The organism is Vibrio brasiliensis LMG 20546 (assembly GCF_000189255.1).
GTDB classification, from domain to species: domain Bacteria; phylum Pseudomonadota; class Gammaproteobacteria; order Enterobacterales; family Vibrionaceae; genus Vibrio; species Vibrio brasiliensis.
Genome location: NZ_AEVS01000079.1, coordinates 1 through 22,048 on the forward strand (window position 1 = coordinate 1; position 22,048 = coordinate 22,048).

Genomic DNA, 22,048 nt, shown 5'->3' on the forward strand with positions numbered 1-22,048 from the left:
AGCACCTCTCGAAGGGCGAAGCCCGATCTCGACTCTCAGAGCGAAGCGTTCTAAATTCCCTACTCGCCCGCGACCTTCATCGACTCAAGCAGGATAGACCCAGTCTGAATCTGTGAACGTGTTTCAACGTCATTGCCCACGGCAACGATTTGGTTGTACATATCTTTGAGGTTGCTAGCTATCGTGATTTCAGAGACCGGGTATTGGATTTCACCGTTTTCAACCCAGAAGCCTGCCGCGCCGCGCGAGTAATCACCAGTTACGACATTAACCCCTTGGCCCATCACTTCTGTCACTAATAGACCAGTACCCAGATCTTTAAGCATCTGTTCAAAGTTCTGACCTGTCGATTTAACAAACCAGTTGTGAATGCCACCAGCGTGACCAGTTGGCGTCATATTCATCTTACGAGCAGCGTAACTAGTCAAAAGATAAGTTGCCAATGTGCCATCAGTGATAATTTCACGATCTTGAGTGAAAACACCTTCGCTATCGAATGGTGTTGAGGCCAAGCCACGCAAAACATGAGGGCGTTCAGATACACTGAACCACTCAGGTAAGATCTGCTTGCCTAAATGATCAAGTAAGAACGACGATTTGCGGTAAAGGTTGCCACCACTAATTGCCATCACTAAGTGGCCAAGTAAACCTGTAGCGACGTCCGCAGCAAACATCACTGGGTATTGACCCGTTTTCAACTTTTGCGCATCGAGACGACTCACTGTCTTCTCGGCTGCTTTCTGACCTACGATTTCAGGTGTCCACAAGTCATCTTTATGGCGAGCGACAGTGTAGCTATAGTCACGCTCCATCTCGCCATTGCTACCCTGACCAATCACACAGCAGCTAGTGCTATGACGGCTTGATGCGTAGCTAGCCAATAGACCATGGCTGTTACCGTAAACTTTCAGACCATAGTGACTGTCGTAGCTTGCGCCATCACTCTGTTTGATTTTATCGCTGTAAGAAAGCGCCTGTTGTTCAGCGGCGATTGCAATCTGTGCAGCCATATCTGGATCAGGAGTATCAGGATGGAAAAGATCCAAGTCAGGAATTTCCTTAACCATCAGTTCCTTTGGCGCGGGACCTGCAAATGGGTCTTCTGAAGTGTATTGAGCGATATCCAGCGCAGCGAGTACCGTTTGCTGAATTGCCTTCTCACTTAAGTCAGAAGTTGAAGCGCTGCCTTTACGCTGGTTACGGTAAACCGTAATACCCAGAGCACCATCGCTATTAAACTCGACATTTTCCACTTCACACATGCGAGTAGAAACACTTAACCCCGTGGTCTTGCTAATAGCAACTTCAGCCGCATCAGATTTCTCTGCAGCCATATCTAAAGCTTTTGCCACTGCCGCTTCTAACTCAACGCGCTGTTGAGCAACTTGCTGTCTTACGTCCATATTTAGTTCAATTCTCAAGATCAATTGCCATTAGAATAACAAGAATTTCGCTTTCTCCCCACGATTCTTGTTAAAATAGAGAAATAGATGTTCAAATAAGGCAGAAAGATGGCACGTAAGAATCAAAAAGCGCCATGGGAAGAAGAGGAAGAGATCATTTGGGTTAGTAAAACCGAAATGAAACGTGACATGGAAGAGTTACAAAAGCTCGGCGAAGAACTCGCTAGCCTTAAACCTTCGGTGCTAGAAAAATTTCCACTAAGTGAAGACCTTGCAGAAGCAATCAAAGACGCGCAACGTTTCAAAAACGAAGCTCGTCGTCGCCAACTGCAATATATCGGTAAGCTGATGCGCTTCGAAGATCCAGAGCCACTACAAGCCGCTCTGGACAAGGTGCGCAACAAACACTCTCAAGCGACTGCTGAACTGCACAAACTTGAGCAACTACGTGACCGTATCATTGAGCAAGGCGATGCTGCTATCAATGATGCTGTAGAGCTTTACCCAACAGCAGACCGTCAACGTCTTCGCCAGCTTGCTCGTCAGGCAGCTAAAGAAAAATCCGCCAATAAGCCAGCTAAAGCTTCGCGCGAGATTTTCCAAATGCTGAAAGCGCTAAACGAAGAAGAGATTTAAGCGCGAAAACTTACAAAGGGTTGGCACACAGTGCCAACCCTTTCTCTTTAATTCAGACAATTAACTCATTGACCGCAGGTACCTATCCAAGGGCGCAGCCGATTCTGAATTCTATCAGGACGAAAGCCTTTCCCTGTTTCACTCTCCGGCTCGGACAAATTCACTCAGTGTCTGATTAGGGTTCTTCGTTGAGAGCTGTTCAATACTTCCTGCGACTTCAACCTTTCCACCAGCAACAAAGATAAAATCACTCGCTATCGCTTTAGCATCGCTAATGTGATGCGTCACCATTAGCACGGTTATCTGCCTCTCTTTTGCCAGTTTATTTACCAGTGCTAACATCTCTTCTCGCAAGATAGGGTCCAGAGCAGAAAAAGGCTCATCCAGTAGCCAGATTGAGTGGGGCTGCACGAAGTTTCTGGCTAAGGCGACACGCTGGCGCTGACCACCAGAAAGCTGTTCAGGTAAGCGTTCAAGATAGCTATCTACGCCAACCTGCTTAGCCGCCAGTTCGACCTGCTTATGCTGTTCAGCAGTCAGCTTCAAGCCGGGGTGCAATCCCAACCCAATATTTTGTCGCACCGTTAAATGGGCAAATAAATTGTGCTCCTGAAATAACATCGCAAATGGGCGCTGATGTGGCTCTTTGCCCACTAGATTAACGCCGTTGACTTCAATTCGCCCTTTACTCGGCTCAATAAAGCCAGCCACTAATGCCAGCAGTGTCGACTTCCCTGCACCACTTGGTCCCATCAAAGCAACAATGGAGCCTTGTTCAATACTCACATCAAAATGAAACAACTCATTGTGATAGTAATAATCAACCTTAGTCAGGGTTAGCATAATTTACCTTTGAATTGGCTTTTAACAAGGTTTCAATAATAGTGAAGCAACCAACACTGAGTAGCAACAGGGTTAATGAAACGACAGCGGCGGCGTCCATTTGATAGCTACCAAGCAGTTGGAACAGATAGAGTGGTAAGGTGCGGAACTCTTGGCTACCAAACAGGGCGATGGCACTTAAATCACCGATGGCAAACATAAAGCTGATGGCAAACGCATGTGCCAAAGGTTTTTTGAGCGCTTTCCACTCTACCACTCGGAAACGTTGCCAGCCTTTCATTCCCAGACTGGCACAAAGATATTGATATTGCTGCTCTACATGCAGCATTGGCTGGGCTAATGTCTTGATTACGTAAGGAAGCCCCATCAAGGCATTAACTGCCACAACGACAAAAAAGGCCAGACTAAATACGTCAGTAAAGCTTCGCAGCAATAAGAAAATACCCGTAGAGATAACCAGACCCGGTGTGACAAGAATAATCGTGCCGATCAACTCAATATGGTCGGCACTCTTTTCCCGCGTGTTCAGTCTTAACCTTCGGCTGGTAATCAGAATAGCGATACCAGCCAGCACGGCAATAAAGCTCGCAATGGTTGCAACCTTGATTGAAGCCCACAGTGCAAGCCAAAAACGGCTATCACTAAACACTTCAATCGCCTGACTGTTTACACCACTCAACACGACCATCAGTAAGGGAGGAAGAACCAGCAACATAGCAGCGACTATCCAGCCCCAGTCCCAACACTTTGAAGCAAGCGTGTCTTTACACAGATAAATATAGTTTGAGTGAGACCCCGGTGTGACAGAAATCGGTTTAGCCAGTCGCTGGATCGTTAACGCCATCATGCCACACAACATCATCTGCCAAATCGCAAGAAGTGCCCCGGCCTGAAGGTCAAAATCAAACTTGATCGCCTGGTAAATTGCCAACTCAATTGTTGTTGATTTAGGCCCTCCGCCAAGAGCCATGACGGTGGCAAAACTGGTAAAACAGAGCATAAAAACCAGCCCACAAACATGTGGAAGCTGTTGCTTGATTCGAGGCCACTCTATCCAACGAAACTTATCCCAATGCCCCATACCTAAGTGAACACAGAGCTTATGTTGCTGCTGAGGAATAGAGTCCAAAGCCTGTAGCAAGAGTCGTGTCGCGTATGGAAGGTTGAAGAACACATGTGCGAGCAAGATTCCGTTCAGACCATAGATGGAGAAAGGTAGCTTGTTGTCAAAACTCTCAAGCAATTGAGCCACTAACCCACTGTTGCCGTAGATAGCCAGTAACCCAAACACTCCAACCAAGACTGGCAGAACTAAGGTGGTGGCAAAAAGTTTCAACAACAGAGATTTACCCGGGAACTGGCGACGAGATAACGCGTGAGCAACAGGGATTGCTAAGCCGACACTGAGCAAAGTAGAGAGGAATGACTGGTAGAAACTGAACTTTGTTACGTGACGATAGTAAGGATCGCTCCACACATGGCTAACGTCCAGGGTTGGTGCATTAACCAGCAATGCACCTAAGGCAGATACAACAAAGGTCGCGATAAACATCGCGACCCAAATGCCTATTTTTGGAATGTTACGCAAAAGACAGCCTTAGAAAGTTAATGCGCTCTGCCACTCACGAATCCATGACTTACGATTTTCTGCCACTTCGTCTGCGCTGAAGCCTAGTGCTTTACTTGGAACAGTCAGAGTATCAAAACCTTTTGGCAGCTCGACGTTAGTCACTGGATACATCCAGTTACCCGTTGGCATCGCTGATTGAAAGCCTTCGCTGAGAATAAAGTTCATAAACTCATCCGCCAACTTTTCGTTTTTTGAGCCCTTCACTTTTGCCGCGACTTCCACTTGAGTGTAATGGCCTTCGGCAAAGTCAGCAGCAGCGTATTTAGCATCGTTTTCTGCGATTAGGTGGTAGGCAGGTGACGTGGTGTAAGAAAGAACTAAGTCAGATTCACCTTCAAGGAACATCGAATAAGCTTCTGACCAACCTTTAGTTACGGTAACGGTTTTCTTCGCCAGATTTTGCCACGCCTGAGTCGTCTCATCGCCATAGACAGACTTCATCCACAGCATTAATCCCTGACCCGGTGTTGAAGTACGTGGATCCTGATAAATCACTTTCAGATCATCACGAGACTCAACCAGCTCTTTTAAGCTCTTCGGTGGGTTAGCCAGCTTTTCCTTGTTGTAGACAAACGCAAAGTAACCAAAGTCATAAGGGACAAAGGTAGCGTCATTCCAACCATTTGGCAGCGTCACGGCGCTGGTATCAACATTATGCTGACTCAGCAGACCGGTTTTTTTCGCCTCTGCCATCAAGTTGTTATCCAGACCAAGCACGATATCTGCTTTGCTGTTGCCGCCTTCTAAACGTAAACGGTTCAGAATCGAGACACCATCATCCAGAGCCACAAAATTTACATCACAGCCACACTGTGCTTCAAATGCCTTTTCAACCGTTGGGCCTGGGCCCCAGTCTGCGGCAAAAGAGTCGTAGGTATAAACTGTCAAAGTGTTATCTGCAGCCAGTGCAGAAAATGAAGCCAAACCGGCGATGGCTAAGGTACTGATTGAAATGGTGTTTAGAGTGGTTTTCACTGCTCGCTCTCTCCTTGTATGAGCGGCACAGGCTTGAGGGACGGTATAGATAGAAATGTCCAGACTCAATTCCTACGCCAGCATTATCTGGTTCAGGTACACGGGTCCCGAGCAAGGCTCGATCTCAGCTGAGTCCAATATAGCTTGGCTCAATAGCTCCCCGATGAGTAACGAACAAATTGTAATAGTTATGAGACTCAATAGCTAGCGCTGATGAGAACAAGTATTAGCTGCGCTGATCATAGCCCCAACGAGGCACCAGACCCTGGTCGACCCCAAGGTGATCCAGAATTCGCGCCACCATAAAATCGACCAGATCTTCGATTGATTTTGGCTGGTGATAAAAGCCCGGAGCAGCAGGCATAATTGTGACGCCCATCGTGGAGAGTTTGTGCATGTTCTCCAGATGAAGCGTCGAGAACGGTGTCTCTCGAACTACCAATAATAGTTGCCCGCGTTCTTTCATTACCACATCCGCAGCACGCTCGATAAGGTTATCTGACATACCGTGCGCAATCGCGGCAACACTACCAGCAGAGCACGGACATACCACCATCTGCTTTGGTGCAGCTGAGCCAGATGCGACAGGTGAGAACCAGTCATCTTTGCCGCATACAACCAATTTATCTACGTCGCATTTCAAATGGTCGACCAAAGCTTGCTGAGCCGCTTCTGGATGGGCGGGCAATTTAAGATCATGCTCGGTCGCCAGAACCACTCGGGCAGCAGACGAGATCAACAGATACACTTGATAATCCGCTGCTAATAGGCACTCTAACAAGCGCAGTCCGTATGGCGCGCCAGATGCACCAGTAAAAGCTAAAGTAATCGCTTTTTGTTGTTTGTTCATATTTTAAAACTACGTTATTCGGCGAGTTTTGCCAAAAGCTTGCCGTGAATACCTTCAAAGCCACCATTACTCATCACCAGAATATGGTCACCTGATTTTGCGCTGCTGACGATCTTATCGACCAGTTGATCCACCGAATCACTTACCTGAGCGGGTTGCTGACATTGGCGGGCAATATCTTCGACAGACCATTCGATACTTTCAGGCTGATAAAGGAAAACTTCATCTGCCTTGGCCAGGGACGCCGCTAAGGTATCTTTGTGAACACCACGCTTCATCGTTGCGCTGCGGGGTTCAAGCACGGCGATAATCTTATTATCGTCACCGACCTTGTTACGTAATCCACCTAAAGTAAGTTCAATGGCGGTTGGATGATGGGCAAAATCGTCATAGACAGTGACGCCATTCACCTCACCTTTAAGTTCAAGACGACGTTTAGTATTGATAAATTTAGCCAGTGATTCACACGCTAAATCTGGTGTCACGCCAACGTGACGAGCAGCTGCAATAGCCATTAAGGCATTATCAACATTGTGGTCACCGACTAAATCCCAGTTAACAATGCCAACTTCTTCTCCCTGGAAGAACACTTTGAACTGAGAGCCATCTGCAATCAGCTTTTCAGCCTGCCAGTCACCCTGTTTTCCACTGAATTCGGTTTCGCTCCAACAGCCACGGCTCAATACATCTTCAAGATCCATATCCTGCTTTGGAGCCAGAATTCGTCCATTGCCAGGAACAGTGCGAACCAAATGATGGAATTGGCGCTTGATCGCTTCGAGATCATCAAAAATATCCGCATGATCGAACTCAAGATTGTTCATCACCAGCGTGCGTGGATGGTAATGGACGAACTTAGAACGCTTATCAAAAAAAGCACTGTCGTATTCGTCCGCTTCGACAACAAAGAAGACACTTTCGCCTAGTCGAGCTGAAACACCGAAATTACCCAACACGCCACCAACAAGGAAGCCTGGCTGGTAACCACAATCTTCAAGAATCCAGGCCAGCATACTTGAAGTGGTGGTTTTACCGTGAGTCCCCGACACCGCCAGTACCCAGCGGTCATGGAGCAGGAACTCTTGCAGCCATTGTGGGCCTGAGGTGTAACGAATCTGACTATTTAGCACATATTCCACACATGGGTTACCACGACTCATGGCGTTGCCGATAACGACAAGGTCAGGTGCAGGATCAAGCTGAGACGGGTCAAAGCCTTCTATAATTTCAATACCTTGCGATTCCAACAAGGTGCTCATTGGCGGATACACGTTGGCATCACTCCCCGTCACTTTGTGTCCAAGTTGGCGAGCTAATATCGCTGCGCCACCCATGAAGGTGCCGCATATTCCCAAGATATGAATGTGCATAACTGACTTTGTCCTAGGCAAAAAATATTCTGCTCATTATGGCGACAAAGCACTGAAAAGCGAACCACTTTGATCACTCTATCGGATGTTAACCCATTCAGTTGATTACTCTTCATCCACCCACTCTGCTTGAAATACCAATGTAAGTCGCCAGAGAGTCGACAAATAAATTGAGATCTCAAACAGTTAGTTCATTACCAATAAAAAGATCTTACTTTTAAAATTAATACGGGCGCTGATTAAAGATCCGTAAGAGATCGACACTGTCCACTCCCCTTATTTTTGAGCGACTTTTAAAGGAAAAACCATGTCTGGAATGCGCACCCTTGGCGAGTTCATTGTTGAAAAGCAAGCGGACTTCCCCCACGCTAGCGGTGATCTATCATCCCTACTCTCTTCTATTCGTCTTGCAGCAAAAATCGTTAACCGCGAAATTAATGCTGCTGGTCTTGGAGATATTACTGGTGCTGTTGGTACTGAGAATGTTCAAGGCGAAGATCAGCAAAAACTAGATGTCTATGCTAACGACAAATTTAAAGCCGCTCTTGAAGCTCGAGATCAAGTGTGTGGCGTCGCTAGTGAAGAAGAAGATGAAGCAGTAGCGTTTAATAAAGAGCTCAACAAAAATGCTAAGTATGTTGTTTTAATGGACCCGCTAGACGGTTCTTCTAACATCGACGTTAACGTTTCTGTTGGCACTATCTTCTCAATTTATCGTCGTGTGTCCCCTATCGGCACACCACCTACAGAAGAAGACTTCCTTCAACCTGGCCACAAACAAGTTGCTGCTGGTTATGTTATCTATGGTTCTTCAACCATGCTGGTATACACAACAGGTAACGGCGTTAACGGCTTCACCTACGATCCATCGCTAGGTACTTTCTGTCTTTCTCACGAGAACATGATGATCCCTCAAGATGGCAGCATCTACTCGATCAACGAAGGTAACTACATTCGCTTCCCACTAGGTGTGAAGAAGTACATTAAGTACTGTCAGGAAAATGATCCAAGTGAGAACCGTCCATACACTTCACGCTACATTGGCTCTTTGGTTGCTGACTTCCACCGCAACCTGCTGAAAGGTGGTATCTACCTTTACCCAAGTACCCAAAGTCACCCAAGCGGCAAACTGCGTCTGCTGTACGAATGTAATCCAATGGCTTACATCATTGAGCAAGCTGGTGGTGTCGCATCTGACGGCGTTAACCGTATTATGGATATCAAACCAACTGAGCTACACCAACGTGTGCCTTTCTTCGTTGGTTCTAAAAACATGGTTAAGAAAGTTGAAGAGTTCTTAGAGCTTAATCGCGAAGAGAGCTAATCAATACACTGCCGATAAAAAGAGCCGACAACTGTCGGCTCTTTTTTTCTCTGATGATCAGAACATCGAGCCAGCGGTCGAGTTTCTCCCAGAGATATAATCCTGATTAAAAAACGGGTCAAGCTGGTCGCATATTCCAAGATACGGTTTGCCTGTTACTCCCAGCATATAAGCATTTTGCCCGCAGTAACTTTCACGTCCCTTTTCATAGCCCATAATGTACGCAGTATAGAGCTCCTGATTGAGGTAGTTACCTTGATCCAGTTTAGCAAGCTGCTTCTCCGACTGCTGTAAATAGCCCTTCTCAGCTCTTGCTTGTCCATAGTCAAACCAGTCGCCCTGCACACTGCTCAGCGGCGTTGGTTGCGAGGCACAACCAACTAACAGCAGTAATCCGAGTGTCAGTATGTATCTCATTCTCCCCTCCTTTCGTGGGCAGTTTCCTCAGACTTTACACAGACAGTCCCGGATTCTATACCTTTTGAGACCAGTCTCCCGAGGCGATTAACACATCCAGCTGGCTAATGTCCTGATAGATATACACCCAAGCGAGACCAAATGTGGTCTCAATCTGCTCGCGGCGATAGGTAACCGGTACATCTTCAATGATATCCAGCTGCTTCAAGGTCTGATCATCGATAAGATAGACCTCGCCGAAAATCGCACTATGCCCTTCTGTTACGGCTGGATAAGCGCCAAGATCATATAGGCTATAAACCGGAGGCGTCGTGAAGTTACCCAGACACTGAGAGTTGGCTAATAAATGGTGATTACGCTCTCCGTGGCGTAAGGTTCCATAAACAAAAACTAAATGTTGCATCGCTTTCCCTGGCTGCTAGTTAAATTCAAACTGGTACAGTACATCTACCGCACTATCAACACCTGAAATAGCCTCAAGATAGAGATCCTGCATCAAACGATATCGCACGGTAAATTCACCCACTGAGTCGAAGATACCAACCCCATATTTCACTTGTAGTCCCGGTAAAATATAGCCACTTACCGTCACCTGCGAGTCGTCACCTGTGCCAGCAGTATCAAGTTGAAGATCTTGTACACCAAATGCCTGACCAATCTCACCAACAACACGACCACTCTTCGCCAAACTTAAACCAATCAAAGTGGTTGTCATCGCATTACCACCAGCTTCGCCATCAATATCCTGACCACGCAATAGATAAGATAGCGCGTTTGCCTGTGGCATGGCGGGGTCGGAGAAAATAGTCACAGTAGGCTCGCTAGCAGGCCCGGTCACTTTGACACCAGCGGTAACATCATCCCGAGTATTATCCGGATTTCGAATCGCTGAAATCTGCACATAAGGTTGGTCGACCGGACCATTCATCAGAATCTTCCCTTCCTTGATGATCAAGTCCTGACCAAATGAACGGTACGAACCATCAGTGATATTCACTTCACCAGTCACAAATGGGCCTTTGTCTTTCTGCGCCACATTAAGATTACCAACCAAACCGCCTTCCAGACCAAATGCTGAGAGCTTAAAGTCGTCGCCAATCTTAATATTGATATTGGTTTCAACAGCAAATGGGACTGAACTTTCATTCTCGACAGGTTGCAGTTGATCATTCAACAGTACCTGGTCTTTAGAAACCCCAACCGCACTCGGTGGTAGCTCCTCTACGACTATTCGTCCCCACGGCAGGGAGATATCGCCATCAACCCGCGCAAACTTCGGCGAGGCGGAAATCGTCATATCCGGTTGGACTTTAATCTTAACCATAGGTGGCACGTTGACCATTAGCTCTTCAGCAAAGACCCGAACATTCGTGCTCCAATCCTTGAGATCGTGCCAGTCAGCATCACCTGCAACTTCGAGATCGCCATCCGGAGTATGAATGTTAGCCGCCAGTGTTGCCTCATAACCCGCAAAGTTAATCGCTAGACGACCAGAGTCCACTTCTACTGGAGATATATCACCTTTGAGCAATATATTATCTATTACAAACTGACCGTTCACCTTCGGCTGTACCGCCGGACCAGTGATCTGCAGATCGGTAGAGATATTTGACTCTAGCTTACTGTACTCCCCGATAACCGGAGCTAAGAAGTCTAAGTTAAATGTGCTCAGTTTTAGACGACCATCCAACTGCTTATCTTTATCTAAAACATCTGGAATGGTCATGTTGCCAGAGATATCACCGTTGTCAGTAACATCCAGTAACCAGTCTGCCTGTAGCTTGTTTTCTGCCAGTTCAGCATTCAGATTAACGCTCTGCCAACCGATATGAATTGGTTGCTCTAACTGCTGAGTCGCCTGACCTTTAGTAAGGTCGACCGCGGCTTTTAACTGTGGTGCACTGTCCGGTGACCACTTAGCCCACACCTTAGCGTTGGCTTGCCCTTCAATAAGCGTCTCTTTCGGCACAAAGGCCTTAATCTGATCAAAATCGAAATTGGTCAGGCTCACAGCAGCCTCACCGCTTTGACCCACTTTAATATCCTGTTCAAGACATAAACTAGAATCTGCCTGCAACCAACAGTGCGCTGCTACAGCAACTTGCTGCGTTGCCATTTCAAAGCCCAATTTGGTCGCTTGATTGAGGCGCCACTCACCTTGTTGTGATGAAAGGGTCATGCGTTCTAACGTACCATTCCACGCGAGATCTGGCTTATCCACCAGCACACCGTCAAGAGCTAAGCTGGTAGAGGCGATATTTGATGTGACATCCAACTGCACCTGATGCTGCTGCTGGTTTCCGGAAAAGTTGAGGCTAACATCATCAACCAGATAATCTTGATATTTAGCCTTAGTCACTTGCAGGGAAAGTTGACCAGCCGGTGCAGGTAGTGGAGCAACATTACCCTTTAATGCTACTTTTTCAATTTGAGCTTGTTGCTGCCAGTCCAGAGCTTCAACCTCAAGAGCCAGTCCAACTCGTGGTTCTTTCAAAGCACCGCGCAGAGAAACATTACCGACCGCCTTACCTTGTAAATCTGGCACCGTCTTGATCAAGTCCGGGAAGTTAATCGCTAAATCCAGTCGCCACTCTTTGTCCAGCTCACCTTTCGCCTGAATACTATTCGGACCGTGTGACATCACCAGTCCATCAGTACGCAAACTCAACTCGCTATTACCCTTAGTATCTTTAGCGCTCAGAGCACCTTCGATATTAAGAGGGTATTCACGTAACACCCCATCGATATCCAGTTTTGGCACATCAACCTGCCAACCGCCCTGTTGCGTCAGACTCCCCGTGGTGGAAATAATCCCGCTAAGATCGCCTTCTGCTTCTGGCCACTGTAGTCCCGGTTGAATATGACTAAGCGAGAGACTAGCAGCCCAGTTAATGGGCTCATTCCAATCAGCCATTACATCGCCAGAGACTGTGCCACCTAATGTCTCTATATCAACCTTACTCAAATTGACATGAGATAAGTCACCATCACCCTCTAATGACAAAGTGACGTCGGGAAGATCCTTGCCTTTGATATCCGTCGCAAGAGAAAGTTGATACCCGTCTAATGAGCCACTGGTTTTCAGTGAATCAAGTGAGACGAAGTAATCACCTTTACCCTTAAGTGGCCACTGTACTTCCCCCTGCACAACAGAGATATCAAATGGAATTTTTGCGTCGAGTGGCTCCAGTTGGGCTGATAACTCTGCCTTTGCCAAACCAGAAAGTTTAGCTTTCAGCCCAAGGTCAGCGACGCTGCCTGAAGCCGTCAGATTAAGCTTTTGACCTGCAGCAATTTCCTCTCGGATAGTGGCGTCCAGCGACAGTGACAATGGATAGTCACCGCTCAGAGTCACATCTGTCTGAAGCTGTGCTTCCACTTGTGGCATGTCGAGTTCTAAAGTGTCGACGACAATCTGTGAACCTTTTGCTCTCGCCGCTAAACCAAGATGATGAACAATAATTGGTGTCTCTTGCTCAAGCTTAAAATCCTCAACATCAAGGCGGACTAACTCAACCTGCAGTGGTAACTCAACATTCGGCAGAGTAATAGTCTGTGCTTCTTGTTGAGCCTTTTCCGCTTTCTGCTCTTGTTCGGTGTCCGTTACGCCTGCTTCACCCGGCGCTAGTTTGACGAATGGCGTCAGTAGCTTAGTTGTGTTGATACGTAAGCGGTTACCCTGAAAGGATGCACTTGAGGTAAATGATTGCCATGAGATTTGGTTACCCAACACATCAAGGTTAATGTCATTGAGTTCCAGCCAGCTAACTTTGACTGGGATTGGCGAGGTAATTTTTGTTGATGTCGTTTCTGGTGCGGGCTCTGCCTCCGATGTCGGCTCTGGCAACTGAGGCATAGAGAAGTCCAGTCCATTGATTGCCAGCTCATCAATACATACGCTCGGTTCAGTAAAACAAGTCGGAGTGACCGCCAGAGTGAGTGACTTGATCTTAGTGTCAACGTAAAGGGTGTCATCTTTAAATTCGACACCATTAAGGGTAAAACGAGGAAAGATTGCCCCTTGAGTTGAAGTCACTTTTAATTGAGGGACAAACTTTTCTGCCCCCCATAGCGCAAAGTTCAATCCAGTATTAGTAAATAACAGAACACCCAAGGCTACTAATAACGTCATTAGCAGCGATAACAAAATCAGTGATAGCCATTTTGACCACTTAATTACAACACGGGTCATAGCTCAGGTCCTAAAGTGAAGTGGATCTTAAATTCATCGCCCTTAGCCGCATCCAGTCCCCAGGCAAAATCAAGTCGGATTGGGCCGACAGGAGAAGCCCAGCGGACACCAACACCTGTACCTCGTTTAAAATCTGGCGTGTCATTGAATGCATCACCGACATCATAGAAAACGGCTCCCCACCAATCGCCATAAACGCGATACTGGTACTCAAGTGAACTGGTTGCGATGTATTTGGCACCGGTTAAAGCACCGCTGGCATCTTTTGGCGAGATACTCTCATAACCATAACCGCGCAGATTATTGTCACCACCAGCAAAGAATCGTAACGAAGGAGATAGCTTATCAAACTCTTCAGCAAAGTTAGCGCCGCCATCTATTCTGAATATTCCGCGATGATTTTCGCCAATACCACGAATCCAGGTCATTGCGCCTAATAAACGAGTGACACGCGTTTCTGACAACATACTAGGGTCGCCATACTCAAGAGTTAAACTCTGACGGTCACCCCACATCGGCATAGCTCCGCCTCGGATACGACTGCGAGAGAATGAAATGCCCGGCAAAAGAAACTGAGCATTGTCATCTTGCAGGCCCTGTTCGTAATTTTCGAGTAGATAACGTACATACAAGGTTCGGTGCCAGCCATTATCCAGCACCCAATGACGCTCCAACGCAAGGTTAGATTCGAGACTCTTAGTATCTCGACTATCTAGGTTCTTCATACCATATTGAATACGGTAGTATTCATTCAACACGTCATCTAACGGAATACGATAACCTGCTGTAATTGTCTGCTCTGGTTTGGACAGCGAGAAACTACTATCAAAGCTATGTCCCCGACTATTGACCCAAGGTTTTTTCCATTTCAACGAGCCACGTACTCCTACGTCAGTCGAGTAGCCGAGGCCAGTTTCCAGCTGATTTCGCGCCTGAGGAGCCAGTGACACCTTCATTGGCAGCTCACGCCCCTCGCCAAGTTTGGTCAGGTCAGGCTCGACAAATACCGACGAGAACCAGTCAGTGTTAGACAGATTCTGGTTGTACTCACCGACTTTAGCCACTAAGTAAGGTTCCCCTGAATCATAAGGAGCAAGTGACTCAACTCGATCTTCTTCTATCTGACTACCAGTAATGCTGTTTTTGCCAAAGTGGTAACGAATACCACTGTCGAAATGAAGGCGAATGAATGCTTGGTTGAGGCCTGGGGCAACTTCAAGACGACTCTGAGTAAACTCCCCTTCAAAATAACCACGCTGCAGGGCCAGATTTCGAATAGAGCTCTTTAGCGCATCGTAAATGTTGTGTTGTAGCGGTGCGCCCTTCTGTAAGCCGCTATTTTCGATCAACTTGCTGAACTCTGGGTCTTTACCGGCCTCGCCTGAGATCTGAATATCGAGCTGCTCGATCCGCGTAACAGGACCTGGGTCGATACTAGCGGTAATGACTGTCTGATCGGCAGAGACACTAAAATCGTAACTAGGGTGGTAATAACCCAAAGCATTCAAAGATTCCGTGAAATTTCGCTCCAGACGAGCCTTGAAGCGCAGGCTAACTTCGTAGTCTTCTTCGGGAATGGAAGATAAGTAAGCTTCAACATTATCCAGTAGTGCGCCATCTACTCCATTAATCTCAAGATCAACATCGTTAGCCCACGCTGTCGAGGTGAGAGAAGCAAGAGCGATTAAGACTGGTAAAGGTTTGGTGATCATGCTTAATTATCTATTTACATCATGTTAGGCAATAATAACGCCAGAAAAAAAATAAGTCTGTATGAAAACAGTCAACTAGGCGGTCTATCTCATATTACTCAGCAAGGATAATCACGATGCTCGACAAACAAACCATGATTAATGCGCAAGATGCGCTGCCAGGTAGAAATACTCCGCTAACTATCGATGATAGCCATTTCGTCAATCAGTCCAGTTTGACAGCAAAACCAGCACAAGGTTGCCAAGAGATATTATTTGGTATGGGGTGCTTCTGGGGTGCTGAACGTCTGTTTTGGCAGTTAGATGGAGTGATCAGTACTTCTGTCGGCTATTCAGGTGGATTCACTCCTAACCCAACCTATGAAGAAGTGTGTAGCGGTCAGACAGGCCACACTGAGGTTGTCCGTGTAGTATTTGATCCTAAAGTTATCTCGACTAAACAACTACTGCAGGCTTTTTGGGAAAAACATAACCCTACTCAAGGTATGCGTCAGGGTAATGACCTTGGCACTCAATACCGCTCAGCCATTTATGTATATAGTGATGAGCAGTATCAGGCTGCAATCGAATCAAAGCAGACCTACCAACAACTGCTGGGCGGCGAGCAACATCAAATCACCACAGAAATCCTTCCTGCGGGTAAATACTACTTTGCCGAAAACTATCATCAGCAATATCTGGCAAAAAATCCCAATGGTTATTGTGGCTTAGGTGGTACGGGAGTCTGCTTCCCACCTCAATAAAACGTAAAGCAAAAAGTCGCCTCAAGGGCGACTTTCTTTTTAATCTCAGATAGTTGTGCGGTTTAGTTACACTGGCAGAGCAGCGATAGCTTGATTTATCTCTTTATACGTCATCAGCTTCTGTGAGTCTTTAACATCCGGTAGTAGTACTTTCCCGTTATCAAATTTAAACTTTCCAACTCCAGTTATAACAAACTGACCTTTAAACAAAGTTTTAACAAATCGCGCAACCTGATGTGGACGATAGGTTGTAAATTCACGCAGCATAACACCCCCAACTTCCTGTTAAATGCTTATAAGCTTTGCTTTTCGTTCCATTCCTTAGAACTTGTGTGGATTATACCTGATATCGAATTCATGAACAGCCATTTGTTAACAATTTGATCACACTTCAGGACAATTCGCTACCCAAGAAAAAAATTCGGTATATACTTTTTCTCGCACTATCAAAAGGAATAACATAATGAAAAATAAAACCCTTCTTACCCTAGCAATCGCATGCTCTCCAACTCTTGCTTTTGCTCACAACATCACTGTAGGTCAAGCTGTACCCGCTGTAGAGGTAGAGAGCCACGGAGAAATCATTCTCAAAGGGGATGACACCACTTTCCAGACATGGTCTAGCCAAGACATGATCGGCAAAGTGCGCGTTATTCAAGCCATCGCTGGACGCAGTAGTTCCAAAGAACTTAACGCTCCTCTAATGGCAGCTATTACCGCCGCTAAGTTCCCAGAACAAAGCTATCAGACAACCTCTATCATCAACCAAGATGACGCCATCTGGGGAACAGGATCATTTGTGAAATCGTCTGCGCAAGACAGCAAGAAAGAGTTTCCATGGTCATCAATGGTTTTAGATGAGGAAGGGACAGTCGCGAGCAACTGGGATTTAGCTGAAGAGTCGTCTGCTATCATCGTTCAAGACAAACGGGGCAGCGTGCTGTTTGTTAAAGAGGGTGCTCTGAATGATTCTGAGATCCAGCAAGTATTGAAGCTAGTCAAAGAAAACATCTAGTAATCTCATAGTTAGGTTTCACCTTTCGAGTGGAGTTGTTATAGTATAACAATTCCACTTTTTGTTTGTTCTCGCCGTGTTGATATCTCGCCAGTTTTCCATTCGTTCTATGACGGTTGCCCTGTTTGCAGCCGCACTAGTGCTATGGCTGAACTTTGCCTATATCGACCACCAGTACGAGCTTTCGTCAACTCACCATAGTGAACATCACTGCCAACTTTTTGCCAGTGGATTACATGGAGCGAGTCCGGCCCCTCTCAATCTCCTTACTGCCCCACTTAACTTGCGACCAGACGTTACCCTAACGACTCGTGTCCAGGAAGTGGTGTTTTATGCCTATCAACCGCGCTCTCCGCCTCTTTCTTGATTATATTTAAAACAATTACTTAAACATTATTCCCTTTATCGGGCACAGTTACTTTATTAAATATTTTCAGGAATCAAAATGAACAAGATTACTCCTCTTGCGTTGGGTGTTGCCCTGGCTACTAGCTCTCTGGCATATGCAGAAGAAGGTTTCCGCCAGCACGGTGCCCATGTCCATGGCCAAATTGAATTTAACATTGCTCAAGATGGCAATGAGCTACTTGTAGAGATAACAGCCCCGGGTGCAGATGTGGTTGGTTTTGAACACGCACCTACAAATGACGCAGAAAAGCAGCAGCTAAAAGACGCTGTAGCCAAACTGAGCCATGCTGATAATGTATTCACTCTAACTTCTGCAGCTGGTTGTAAAGTCGAGCACCAATCTGTTACTCACACTTTAGGCGCAGATAAGCATGATCATGATGAGCACCATGACCACGACAAACACGATCATGAAGAGCATCATGACCATGACAAGCATGATCATGAAGAACATCATGACCACGACAAGCACGATCATGAAAAGCATCATGACCATGACAAGCACGATCATGAAGAGCATCATGACCATGACAAGCACGATCATGAAGAGCATCATGACCATGACAAGCACGATCATGAAGAACATCATGACCACGACAAGCACGATCATGAATCAGGTGGCCATGGTGAGTTCACCGTTGAGTATCACTACGAGTGTGACAATGTTTCTGCTATCAGCAACATCGAAACATCATGGTTCTCTCAGTTCCCTAGCACTGAATCAATCAAAGTGAACCTGTTAACTGACACCAAACAAGCTGCAATGGAGCTTAAACCGGGTCAGAAAACTATTTCATTCTAATGCTAAAGTGGCCTGGCTCTGCCAGGCCACTTACCTCTTGATTGGAAACCATAATGGATAACCTTAGTCATCAGCCTGTGGTTGAGCTCAAACAGGTGCAGTTCACCTGGCCGGGTAGCCAAGCCGCGACATTAAACATTCCCTCACTCTCAATTAAGCGTGGTGAGCACCTATTTATTAAAGGCCCTAGTGGTTGTGGTAAATCGACCCTTTTAGGTCTTTTGACTGGCATCAATAGTGCGACGTCTGGGCAAGTTCAGGTACTCGGTGAAGATCTCTCTGCAATGTCCGGAAGTCACCGCGATAAGTTTCGCGCTGATAACATTGGCTATATTTTTCAGCAATTTAATCTATTGCCCTATTTAAGCGTAATTGAGAACGTAACATTACCTTGTCAGTTTTCCGCTGCCCGCCGTAAACAAGTAGACTGCGACCTTAAAGAGCAGGCTAAAAAGTTACTGAAAAAGCTGCGTCTTGCAGAAACCTTGCTTGATAAGCCAGTAGTTGAACTTAGTATTGGCCAGCAGCAACGAGTGGCGGCTGCACGAGCACTGATCGGAAAACCTAAAGTGATCATTGCCGATGAACCCACCTCATCACTCGATTTCGACAACCGTACCGCCTTTATCGAACTGTTGTTAGAGCAAGTGAATCAGGCAGAATCTACCTTGCTATTTGTCAGTCATGACCCAACTCTAGAGCCTCTATTCGATCGAACCATCAACCTAGAACAGATTAATCAAGCAGGAGTAAGACTATGACCCCGACTCTTACCCTGGCATGGAAAAGTGTCCGCAACCGCAAAGTAACTGCGATTCTCACTATCCTTACTGTCGCTATTTCAGTAATCCTACTGTTAGGTGTCGAACGCATTCGTACTGAAGCTAAAAGCAGTTTTGCCAATACCATCTCTGGCACAGACCTCATCGTTGGAGGTCGTTCCGGGCAGGTAAACCTGTTGCTTTACTCTGTATTTCGCATCGGCAATGCAACCAATAATATCGACTGGAAAAGCTATCAGGAATTCAGCCAGCACCGCTCAGTGGAGTGGACAATTCCCATCTCCTTAGGAGACTCTCATAAAGGCTTCAGAGTACTGGGCACCAATCATGACTACTTTGCTCACTATCGATACGGACAAAAGCAGAATCTGGCTTTTAGTCAGGGCAGAGAGTTTAATGGCTTGTTTGAAGCTGTCATTGGTTCCGATGTAGCGCGCTCACTCAATTACACAATTGGTAGTGAGATGATTATTGCTCACGGTATCAGCGATGTTGGTTTCAGCCGCCACGATAAGCTGCCGTTTAAAGTCGTAGGCATACTTGAACCTACTGGAACTCCCGTAGATAAAACCGTTCACGTTTCTCTAGAAGCGATTGAAGCTATTCATGTAGGCTGGGAAAGCGGCGCTAATCTGGGGAATAACCCGACAGCAGAACAGCTTAATTCGATGGACTTCCAACCGAAACAGATCACTGCAATGCTGGTTGGCCTGAAGTCAAAAATACAAACCTTCGCTCTACAACGACAAATTAATACCTATAGCAAGGAACCGCTAAGTGCCATCTTACCTGGTGTGGCCCTGCATGAACTTTGGGGCATGATGTCTGTCGCGGAGCAAGCGTTAATGGCGGTTTCGGTGTTTGTTGTCATTGCCGGATTACTCGGTATGCTTTCTAGCTTATTAACCAGCTTGCAAGAGCGACGCAGGGAAATGGCAATATTAAGAGCAATGGGCGCACGCCCAAGGCATGTATTCAGCCTGCTAATACTGGAGGCCAGTGTGCTGACCTTTATCGGCTTAATCGTTGGTACTCTAGGCTTATACGTGTTGCTTGGCTTCGCTGCGCCTATCGTGCAGCAACATTACGGTATTAACCTTCAGATCATCGCACTGTCATCCTATGAGCTGACCCTGTTAGGTGCCGTGCAGATCGCAGGAACCCTAGTCGGATTTATTCCTGCACTCAGAGCTTACAAACAATCACTTAGCGACGGAATGACAATTAGAGTTTAAACAATGAAAAAGATAGCAATTTTATTTCTAACCCTGATATCTCTTGGGTTATCAAGCTTTACTACCTATGCGGAAGATACTCTCACGCTCGATTGGATTGATCTTATTCCGGAAAGTGAAAGAAACCAGTTTGACGCTTATGGCATGCCTGCAGTCGACCACTCTGGCGACGTGATGAAACAGTCAAAGATTGGCAGTGTTCGACAAGAGCTCAACGGAAGTATGGTCAAGATCCCTGGATTTGTGATTCCACTGGAAGGGGATGAGAACATGGTAACGGAGTTTCTACTAGTACCGTACTTTGGCGCATGTATTCACGTACCACCACCGCCACCGAACCAAATTATCTACGTGAAATTCCCTAAAGGGGCACCGGTTCAGCAGCTGTGGGATGTGATCTACGTGATCGGGACACTAAAAACAGAAACCATTAGCCATGAGTTGGCAGAAACAGGATATGTCATACAGGGCACAGAGATCGCCGAGTACGATGATATGTAAGTGTTAAAAAAATTCGCAGCCTGTTAATTGCCTCTAATTAGGCCAAATAGCTAGAGAGATAACCTAGTACCGCTAGGTAAACCAGTAACAATAGGGCAATTGACAGGTGCTTTTTCAGTTTATCTTCATTGAAATACTTCATAAGCCCCTCAAAATTAACGATAACAATTTTAACAACTTGTTATCATTTATGGTAGCGATATTTTTATAAAGTGGCTCACAGTCTTTTTCTGGCGGGCAAAGCCGTTCCGAGGTACATTTAATACTTAACGTTAAGCATATGATGGCTAAGGAAATAGCATGTCTGAGACCAGTAAGCCGGTTGTCATAGAGCATCAAGCTGAGCAACCTCAACGCCAAGATAAGAAAACCAGCTATATCAAAGACAGCGCTAGTCGTGTCCTCAATATCGCGCAAGTGTATGGCTTGGATGCGTTGCTTCAGACAGAGACTCCGGAAAAAAGTACTCTTGAGCGAGCATTAGTCCGCGAAAGAAAACGCAAAGAACTCAGACAGAAAAACCTTGAGCAGATCCTTAAGCTCGCCCATATTTCATGTAAAGACGAAACCGCAGGTGACCCTGATCAGGACTGGCTTTACCGCTTCTTCGATATGGCGCAAGAGGTACACAACCACTCGATGCAACGTTTGTGGGCTCAGGTACTCAAGCGTGAAGTGACCAACCCAGGTTCCACATCAATGAAGGCACTTAAAGTGCTGCAAGATATGACACCGAAAGAGGCTCAAATCCTCCAACGCGCTGCCTCTCTGGCTTGTAGCTTTGGTGGTGACAACAGCCGTAAGTTATTAGTCGGTTATCGAGCTCAGGGTGGTATCTTTAGTTTTGGCAAACGCAATACCACCAGCAACATCAATGTTGGTAATTTCCAGCTCCCCTACTCGAGCCTATTGGTGTTGTTTGAACTCGGCTTGATGCACGGCACCGAACTAGAATCTGGTGAAATCGAGCTCGACTCACCACTGCCTCTGACTTATCAAGGCAAGCAATTATCACTTCAGGCTCATAGTAAGGGGGTAACCTTACTCTATTACCGCTTCACCCCGACTGGTAATGAGCTATGTAAACTGCTCGGCAATAAGCCAAACATGCAGTACTACGATCAGGTTGTGGCACTGTTGAGCCAGAAATTCACAGCCAGTACGGAAGTTGCGTCAAGAGTGGATACGACGGTGTAAAAGCGAGAAGCGA

General features: G+C 46.4%; 21 protein-coding genes and 1 riboswitch. Of the genes, 10 read left to right on the forward strand and 11 right to left on the reverse strand.

Annotation, left to right across the window (positions count from 1 at the left end; all coding sequences use genetic code 11):
• Window positions 1-59: 59 nt before the first annotated feature.
• On the reverse strand, window positions 60-1,403 hold the full coding sequence (pmbA, locus tag RH46_RS15480; protein ID WP_006880448.1) for a metalloprotease PmbA: 1,344 nt from the start codon (window positions 1,401-1,403) through the stop codon (window positions 60-62).
• Between the two features lie 108 nt (window positions 1,404-1,511).
• Here pmbA and yjgA point away from each other — a divergent pair, with 108 nt between their 5' ends.
• A complete protein-coding gene (yjgA, locus tag RH46_RS15485; protein ID WP_006880449.1) occupies window positions 1,512-2,039 on the forward strand; it encodes a ribosome biogenesis factor YjgA in 528 nt (175 codons plus the stop codon).
• A 138-nt stretch (window positions 2,040-2,177) separates the two neighbouring features.
• Here the strand turns inward: yjgA and thiQ are convergent, their stop codons facing one another.
• The 5 genes from thiQ to mpl form a co-directional block, all read right to left on the reverse strand.
• Entirely contained in the window at window positions 2,178-2,882 is a 705-nt protein-coding gene (gene thiQ, locus RH46_RS15490; protein WP_006880450.1) for a thiamine ABC transporter ATP-binding protein, read from the reverse strand.
• Complete coding sequence (gene thiP / locus RH46_RS15495) at window positions 2,866-4,470, reverse strand: thiamine/thiamine pyrophosphate ABC transporter permease ThiP (protein ID WP_040895998.1); 1,605 nt, start codon at window positions 4,468-4,470, stop codon at window positions 2,866-2,868. Before thiP ends, thiQ begins: the two co-directional genes overlap by 17 nt.
• 9 nt (window positions 4,471-4,479) lie before the next feature.
• Window positions 4,480-5,487 carry a thiamine ABC transporter substrate binding subunit gene (thiB, locus tag RH46_RS15500; protein WP_006880452.1) on the reverse strand — a complete coding sequence of 336 codons (1,008 nt, stop codon included), beginning with the start codon at window positions 5,485-5,487 and terminating at the stop codon, window positions 4,480-4,482.
• Window positions 5,488-5,539: 52 nt separating this feature from the next.
• Window positions 5,540-5,660: riboswitch (TPP riboswitch) on the reverse strand.
• Window positions 5,661-5,713: 53 nt separating this feature from the next.
• Window positions 5,714-6,337, reverse strand: a complete 624-nt coding sequence (locus RH46_RS15505; protein ID WP_006880453.1) for a flavin prenyltransferase UbiX — start codon at window positions 6,335-6,337, stop codon at window positions 5,714-5,716.
• 14 nt (window positions 6,338-6,351) lie between these two features.
• Window positions 6,352-7,707, reverse strand: a complete 1,356-nt coding sequence (gene mpl / locus RH46_RS15510; RefSeq protein ID WP_006880454.1) for a UDP-N-acetylmuramate:L-alanyl-gamma-D-glutamyl-meso-diaminopimelate ligase — start codon at window positions 7,705-7,707, stop codon at window positions 6,352-6,354.
• Window positions 7,708-8,014: 307 nt separating this feature from the next.
• Here mpl and fbp point away from each other — a divergent pair, with 307 nt between their 5' ends.
• Window positions 8,015-9,031 carry a class 1 fructose-bisphosphatase gene (fbp, locus tag RH46_RS15515; protein ID WP_006880455.1) on the forward strand — a complete coding sequence of 339 codons (1,017 nt, stop codon included), beginning with the start codon at window positions 8,015-8,017 and terminating at the stop codon, window positions 9,029-9,031.
• Between the two features lie 57 nt (window positions 9,032-9,088).
• On the opposite strand, the gene RH46_RS15520 is transcribed toward fbp, so the two are convergent.
• Genes RH46_RS15520 through tamA form a run of 4 tightly spaced genes read right to left on the reverse strand, consistent with a single transcriptional unit; the run spans window position 9,089 to window position 15,352 of the window.
• Window positions 9,089-9,448 carry a DUF2799 domain-containing protein gene (locus RH46_RS15520; RefSeq protein ID WP_006880456.1) on the reverse strand — a complete coding sequence of 120 codons (360 nt, stop codon included), beginning with the start codon at window positions 9,446-9,448 and terminating at the stop codon, window positions 9,089-9,091.
• Window positions 9,449-9,503: 55 nt separating this feature from the next.
• Window positions 9,504-9,851: a gamma-glutamylcyclotransferase family protein gene (locus RH46_RS15525; RefSeq protein WP_006880457.1), complete on the reverse strand. Its 348-nt coding sequence runs from the start codon at window positions 9,849-9,851 to the stop codon at window positions 9,504-9,506.
• A gap of 15 nt (window positions 9,852-9,866) precedes the next feature.
• Window positions 9,867-13,640 (reverse strand): autotransporter assembly complex protein TamB, encoded by a 3,774-nt coding sequence (tamB, locus tag RH46_RS15530; RefSeq protein WP_006880458.1) that lies wholly within the window; start codon window positions 13,638-13,640, stop codon window positions 9,867-9,869.
• Entirely contained in the window at window positions 13,637-15,352 is a 1,716-nt protein-coding gene (gene tamA / locus RH46_RS15535) for an autotransporter assembly complex protein TamA (protein ID WP_006880459.1), read from the reverse strand. Before tamA ends, tamB begins: the two co-directional genes overlap by 4 nt.
• A 116-nt stretch (window positions 15,353-15,468) precedes the next feature.
• On the opposite strand from tamA, the gene msrA reads away from it, so the two are divergent.
• Window positions 15,469-16,095, forward strand: a complete 627-nt coding sequence (msrA, locus tag RH46_RS15540; RefSeq protein ID WP_006880460.1) for a peptide-methionine (S)-S-oxide reductase MsrA — start codon at window positions 15,469-15,471, stop codon at window positions 16,093-16,095.
• 66 nt (window positions 16,096-16,161) lie between these two features.
• Here the strand turns inward: msrA and RH46_RS15545 are convergent, their stop codons facing one another.
• Complete coding sequence (locus RH46_RS15545; RefSeq protein ID WP_006880461.1) at window positions 16,162-16,362, reverse strand: DUF1107 family protein; 201 nt, start codon at window positions 16,360-16,362, stop codon at window positions 16,162-16,164.
• A gap of 196 nt (window positions 16,363-16,558) precedes the next feature.
• Between RH46_RS15545 and RH46_RS15550 the strand changes: the two genes are divergently transcribed.
• The 7 genes from RH46_RS15550 (at window position 16,559) to RH46_RS15575 (ending at window position 22,035) form a co-directional block, all read left to right on the forward strand.
• On the forward strand, window positions 16,559-17,110 hold the full coding sequence (locus tag RH46_RS15550; protein ID WP_006880462.1) for a YtfJ family protein: 552 nt from the start codon (window positions 16,559-16,561) through the stop codon (window positions 17,108-17,110).
• Window positions 17,111-17,186: 76 nt separating this feature from the next.
• Window positions 17,187-17,477: a DUF2607 family protein gene (locus RH46_RS21860; protein WP_239945024.1), complete on the forward strand. Its 291-nt coding sequence runs from the start codon at window positions 17,187-17,189 to the stop codon at window positions 17,475-17,477.
• A gap of 78 nt (window positions 17,478-17,555) precedes the next feature.
• Window positions 17,556-18,320 (forward strand): zinc uptake protein ZrgA, encoded by a 765-nt coding sequence (gene zrgA, locus RH46_RS15555; RefSeq protein WP_006880463.1) that lies wholly within the window; start codon window positions 17,556-17,558, stop codon window positions 18,318-18,320.
• Window positions 18,321-18,373: 53 nt separating this feature from the next.
• A complete protein-coding gene (locus RH46_RS15560; protein ID WP_006880464.1) occupies window positions 18,374-19,081 on the forward strand; it encodes an ABC transporter ATP-binding protein in 708 nt (235 codons plus the stop codon).
• Window positions 19,078-20,337, forward strand: coding sequence for an ABC transporter permease (locus RH46_RS15565; RefSeq protein ID WP_006880465.1), 1,260 nt, complete (start codon window positions 19,078-19,080; stop codon window positions 20,335-20,337). Before RH46_RS15560 ends, RH46_RS15565 begins: the two co-directional genes overlap by 4 nt.
• Before the next feature lie 3 nt (window positions 20,338-20,340).
• Window positions 20,341-20,838: a DUF3299 domain-containing protein gene (locus RH46_RS15570; RefSeq protein WP_006880466.1), complete on the forward strand. Its 498-nt coding sequence runs from the start codon at window positions 20,341-20,343 to the stop codon at window positions 20,836-20,838.
• Window positions 20,839-21,138: 300 nt separating this feature from the next.
• A complete protein-coding gene (locus tag RH46_RS15575) occupies window positions 21,139-22,035 on the forward strand; it encodes a TIGR03899 family protein (RefSeq protein WP_006880467.1) in 897 nt (298 codons plus the stop codon).
• The last annotated feature ends 13 nt before the right edge of the window (window positions 22,036-22,048 follow it).

Coding starts and splice junctions, on each gene's coding strand:
- RH46_RS15545 (WP_006880461.1), bottom strand. CDS start 16,362: ATGCTGCGTGAATTTACAACCTATCGTCCACATCAGGTTGCGCGATTT.
- RH46_RS15570 (WP_006880466.1), top strand. CDS start 20,341: ATGAAAAAGATAGCAATTTTATTTCTAACCCTGATATCTCTTGGGTTA.
- RH46_RS15560 (WP_006880464.1), top strand. CDS start 18,374: ATGGATAACCTTAGTCATCAGCCTGTGGTTGAGCTCAAACAGGTGCAG.
- RH46_RS15525 (WP_006880457.1), bottom strand. CDS start 9,851: ATGCAACATTTAGTTTTTGTTTATGGAACCTTACGCCACGGAGAGCGT.
- mpl (WP_006880454.1), bottom strand. CDS start 7,707: ATGCACATTCATATCTTGGGAATATGCGGCACCTTCATGGGTGGCGCA.
- yjgA (WP_006880449.1), top strand. CDS start 1,512: ATGGCACGTAAGAATCAAAAAGCGCCATGGGAAGAAGAGGAAGAGATC.
- zrgA (WP_006880463.1), top strand. CDS start 17,556: ATGAACAAGATTACTCCTCTTGCGTTGGGTGTTGCCCTGGCTACTAGC.
- RH46_RS15565 (WP_006880465.1), top strand. CDS start 19,078: ATGACCCCGACTCTTACCCTGGCATGGAAAAGTGTCCGCAACCGCAAA.
- msrA (WP_006880460.1), top strand. CDS start 15,469: ATGCTCGACAAACAAACCATGATTAATGCGCAAGATGCGCTGCCAGGT.
- RH46_RS15575 (WP_006880467.1), top strand. CDS start 21,139: ATGTCTGAGACCAGTAAGCCGGTTGTCATAGAGCATCAAGCTGAGCAA.
- fbp (WP_006880455.1), top strand. CDS start 8,015: ATGTCTGGAATGCGCACCCTTGGCGAGTTCATTGTTGAAAAGCAAGCG.
- pmbA (WP_006880448.1), bottom strand. CDS start 1,403: ATGGACGTAAGACAGCAAGTTGCTCAACAGCGCGTTGAGTTAGAAGCG.
- tamB (WP_006880458.1), bottom strand. CDS start 13,640: ATGACCCGTGTTGTAATTAAGTGGTCAAAATGGCTATCACTGATTTTG.
- RH46_RS15505 (WP_006880453.1), bottom strand. CDS start 6,337: ATGAACAAACAACAAAAAGCGATTACTTTAGCTTTTACTGGTGCATCT.
- tamA (WP_006880459.1), bottom strand. CDS start 15,352: ATGATCACCAAACCTTTACCAGTCTTAATCGCTCTTGCTTCTCTCACC.
- RH46_RS15520 (WP_006880456.1), bottom strand. CDS start 9,448: ATGAGATACATACTGACACTCGGATTACTGCTGTTAGTTGGTTGTGCC.
- thiQ (WP_006880450.1), bottom strand. CDS start 2,882: ATGCTAACCCTGACTAAGGTTGATTATTACTATCACAATGAGTTGTTT.
- RH46_RS15550 (WP_006880462.1), top strand. CDS start 16,559: ATGAAAAATAAAACCCTTCTTACCCTAGCAATCGCATGCTCTCCAACT.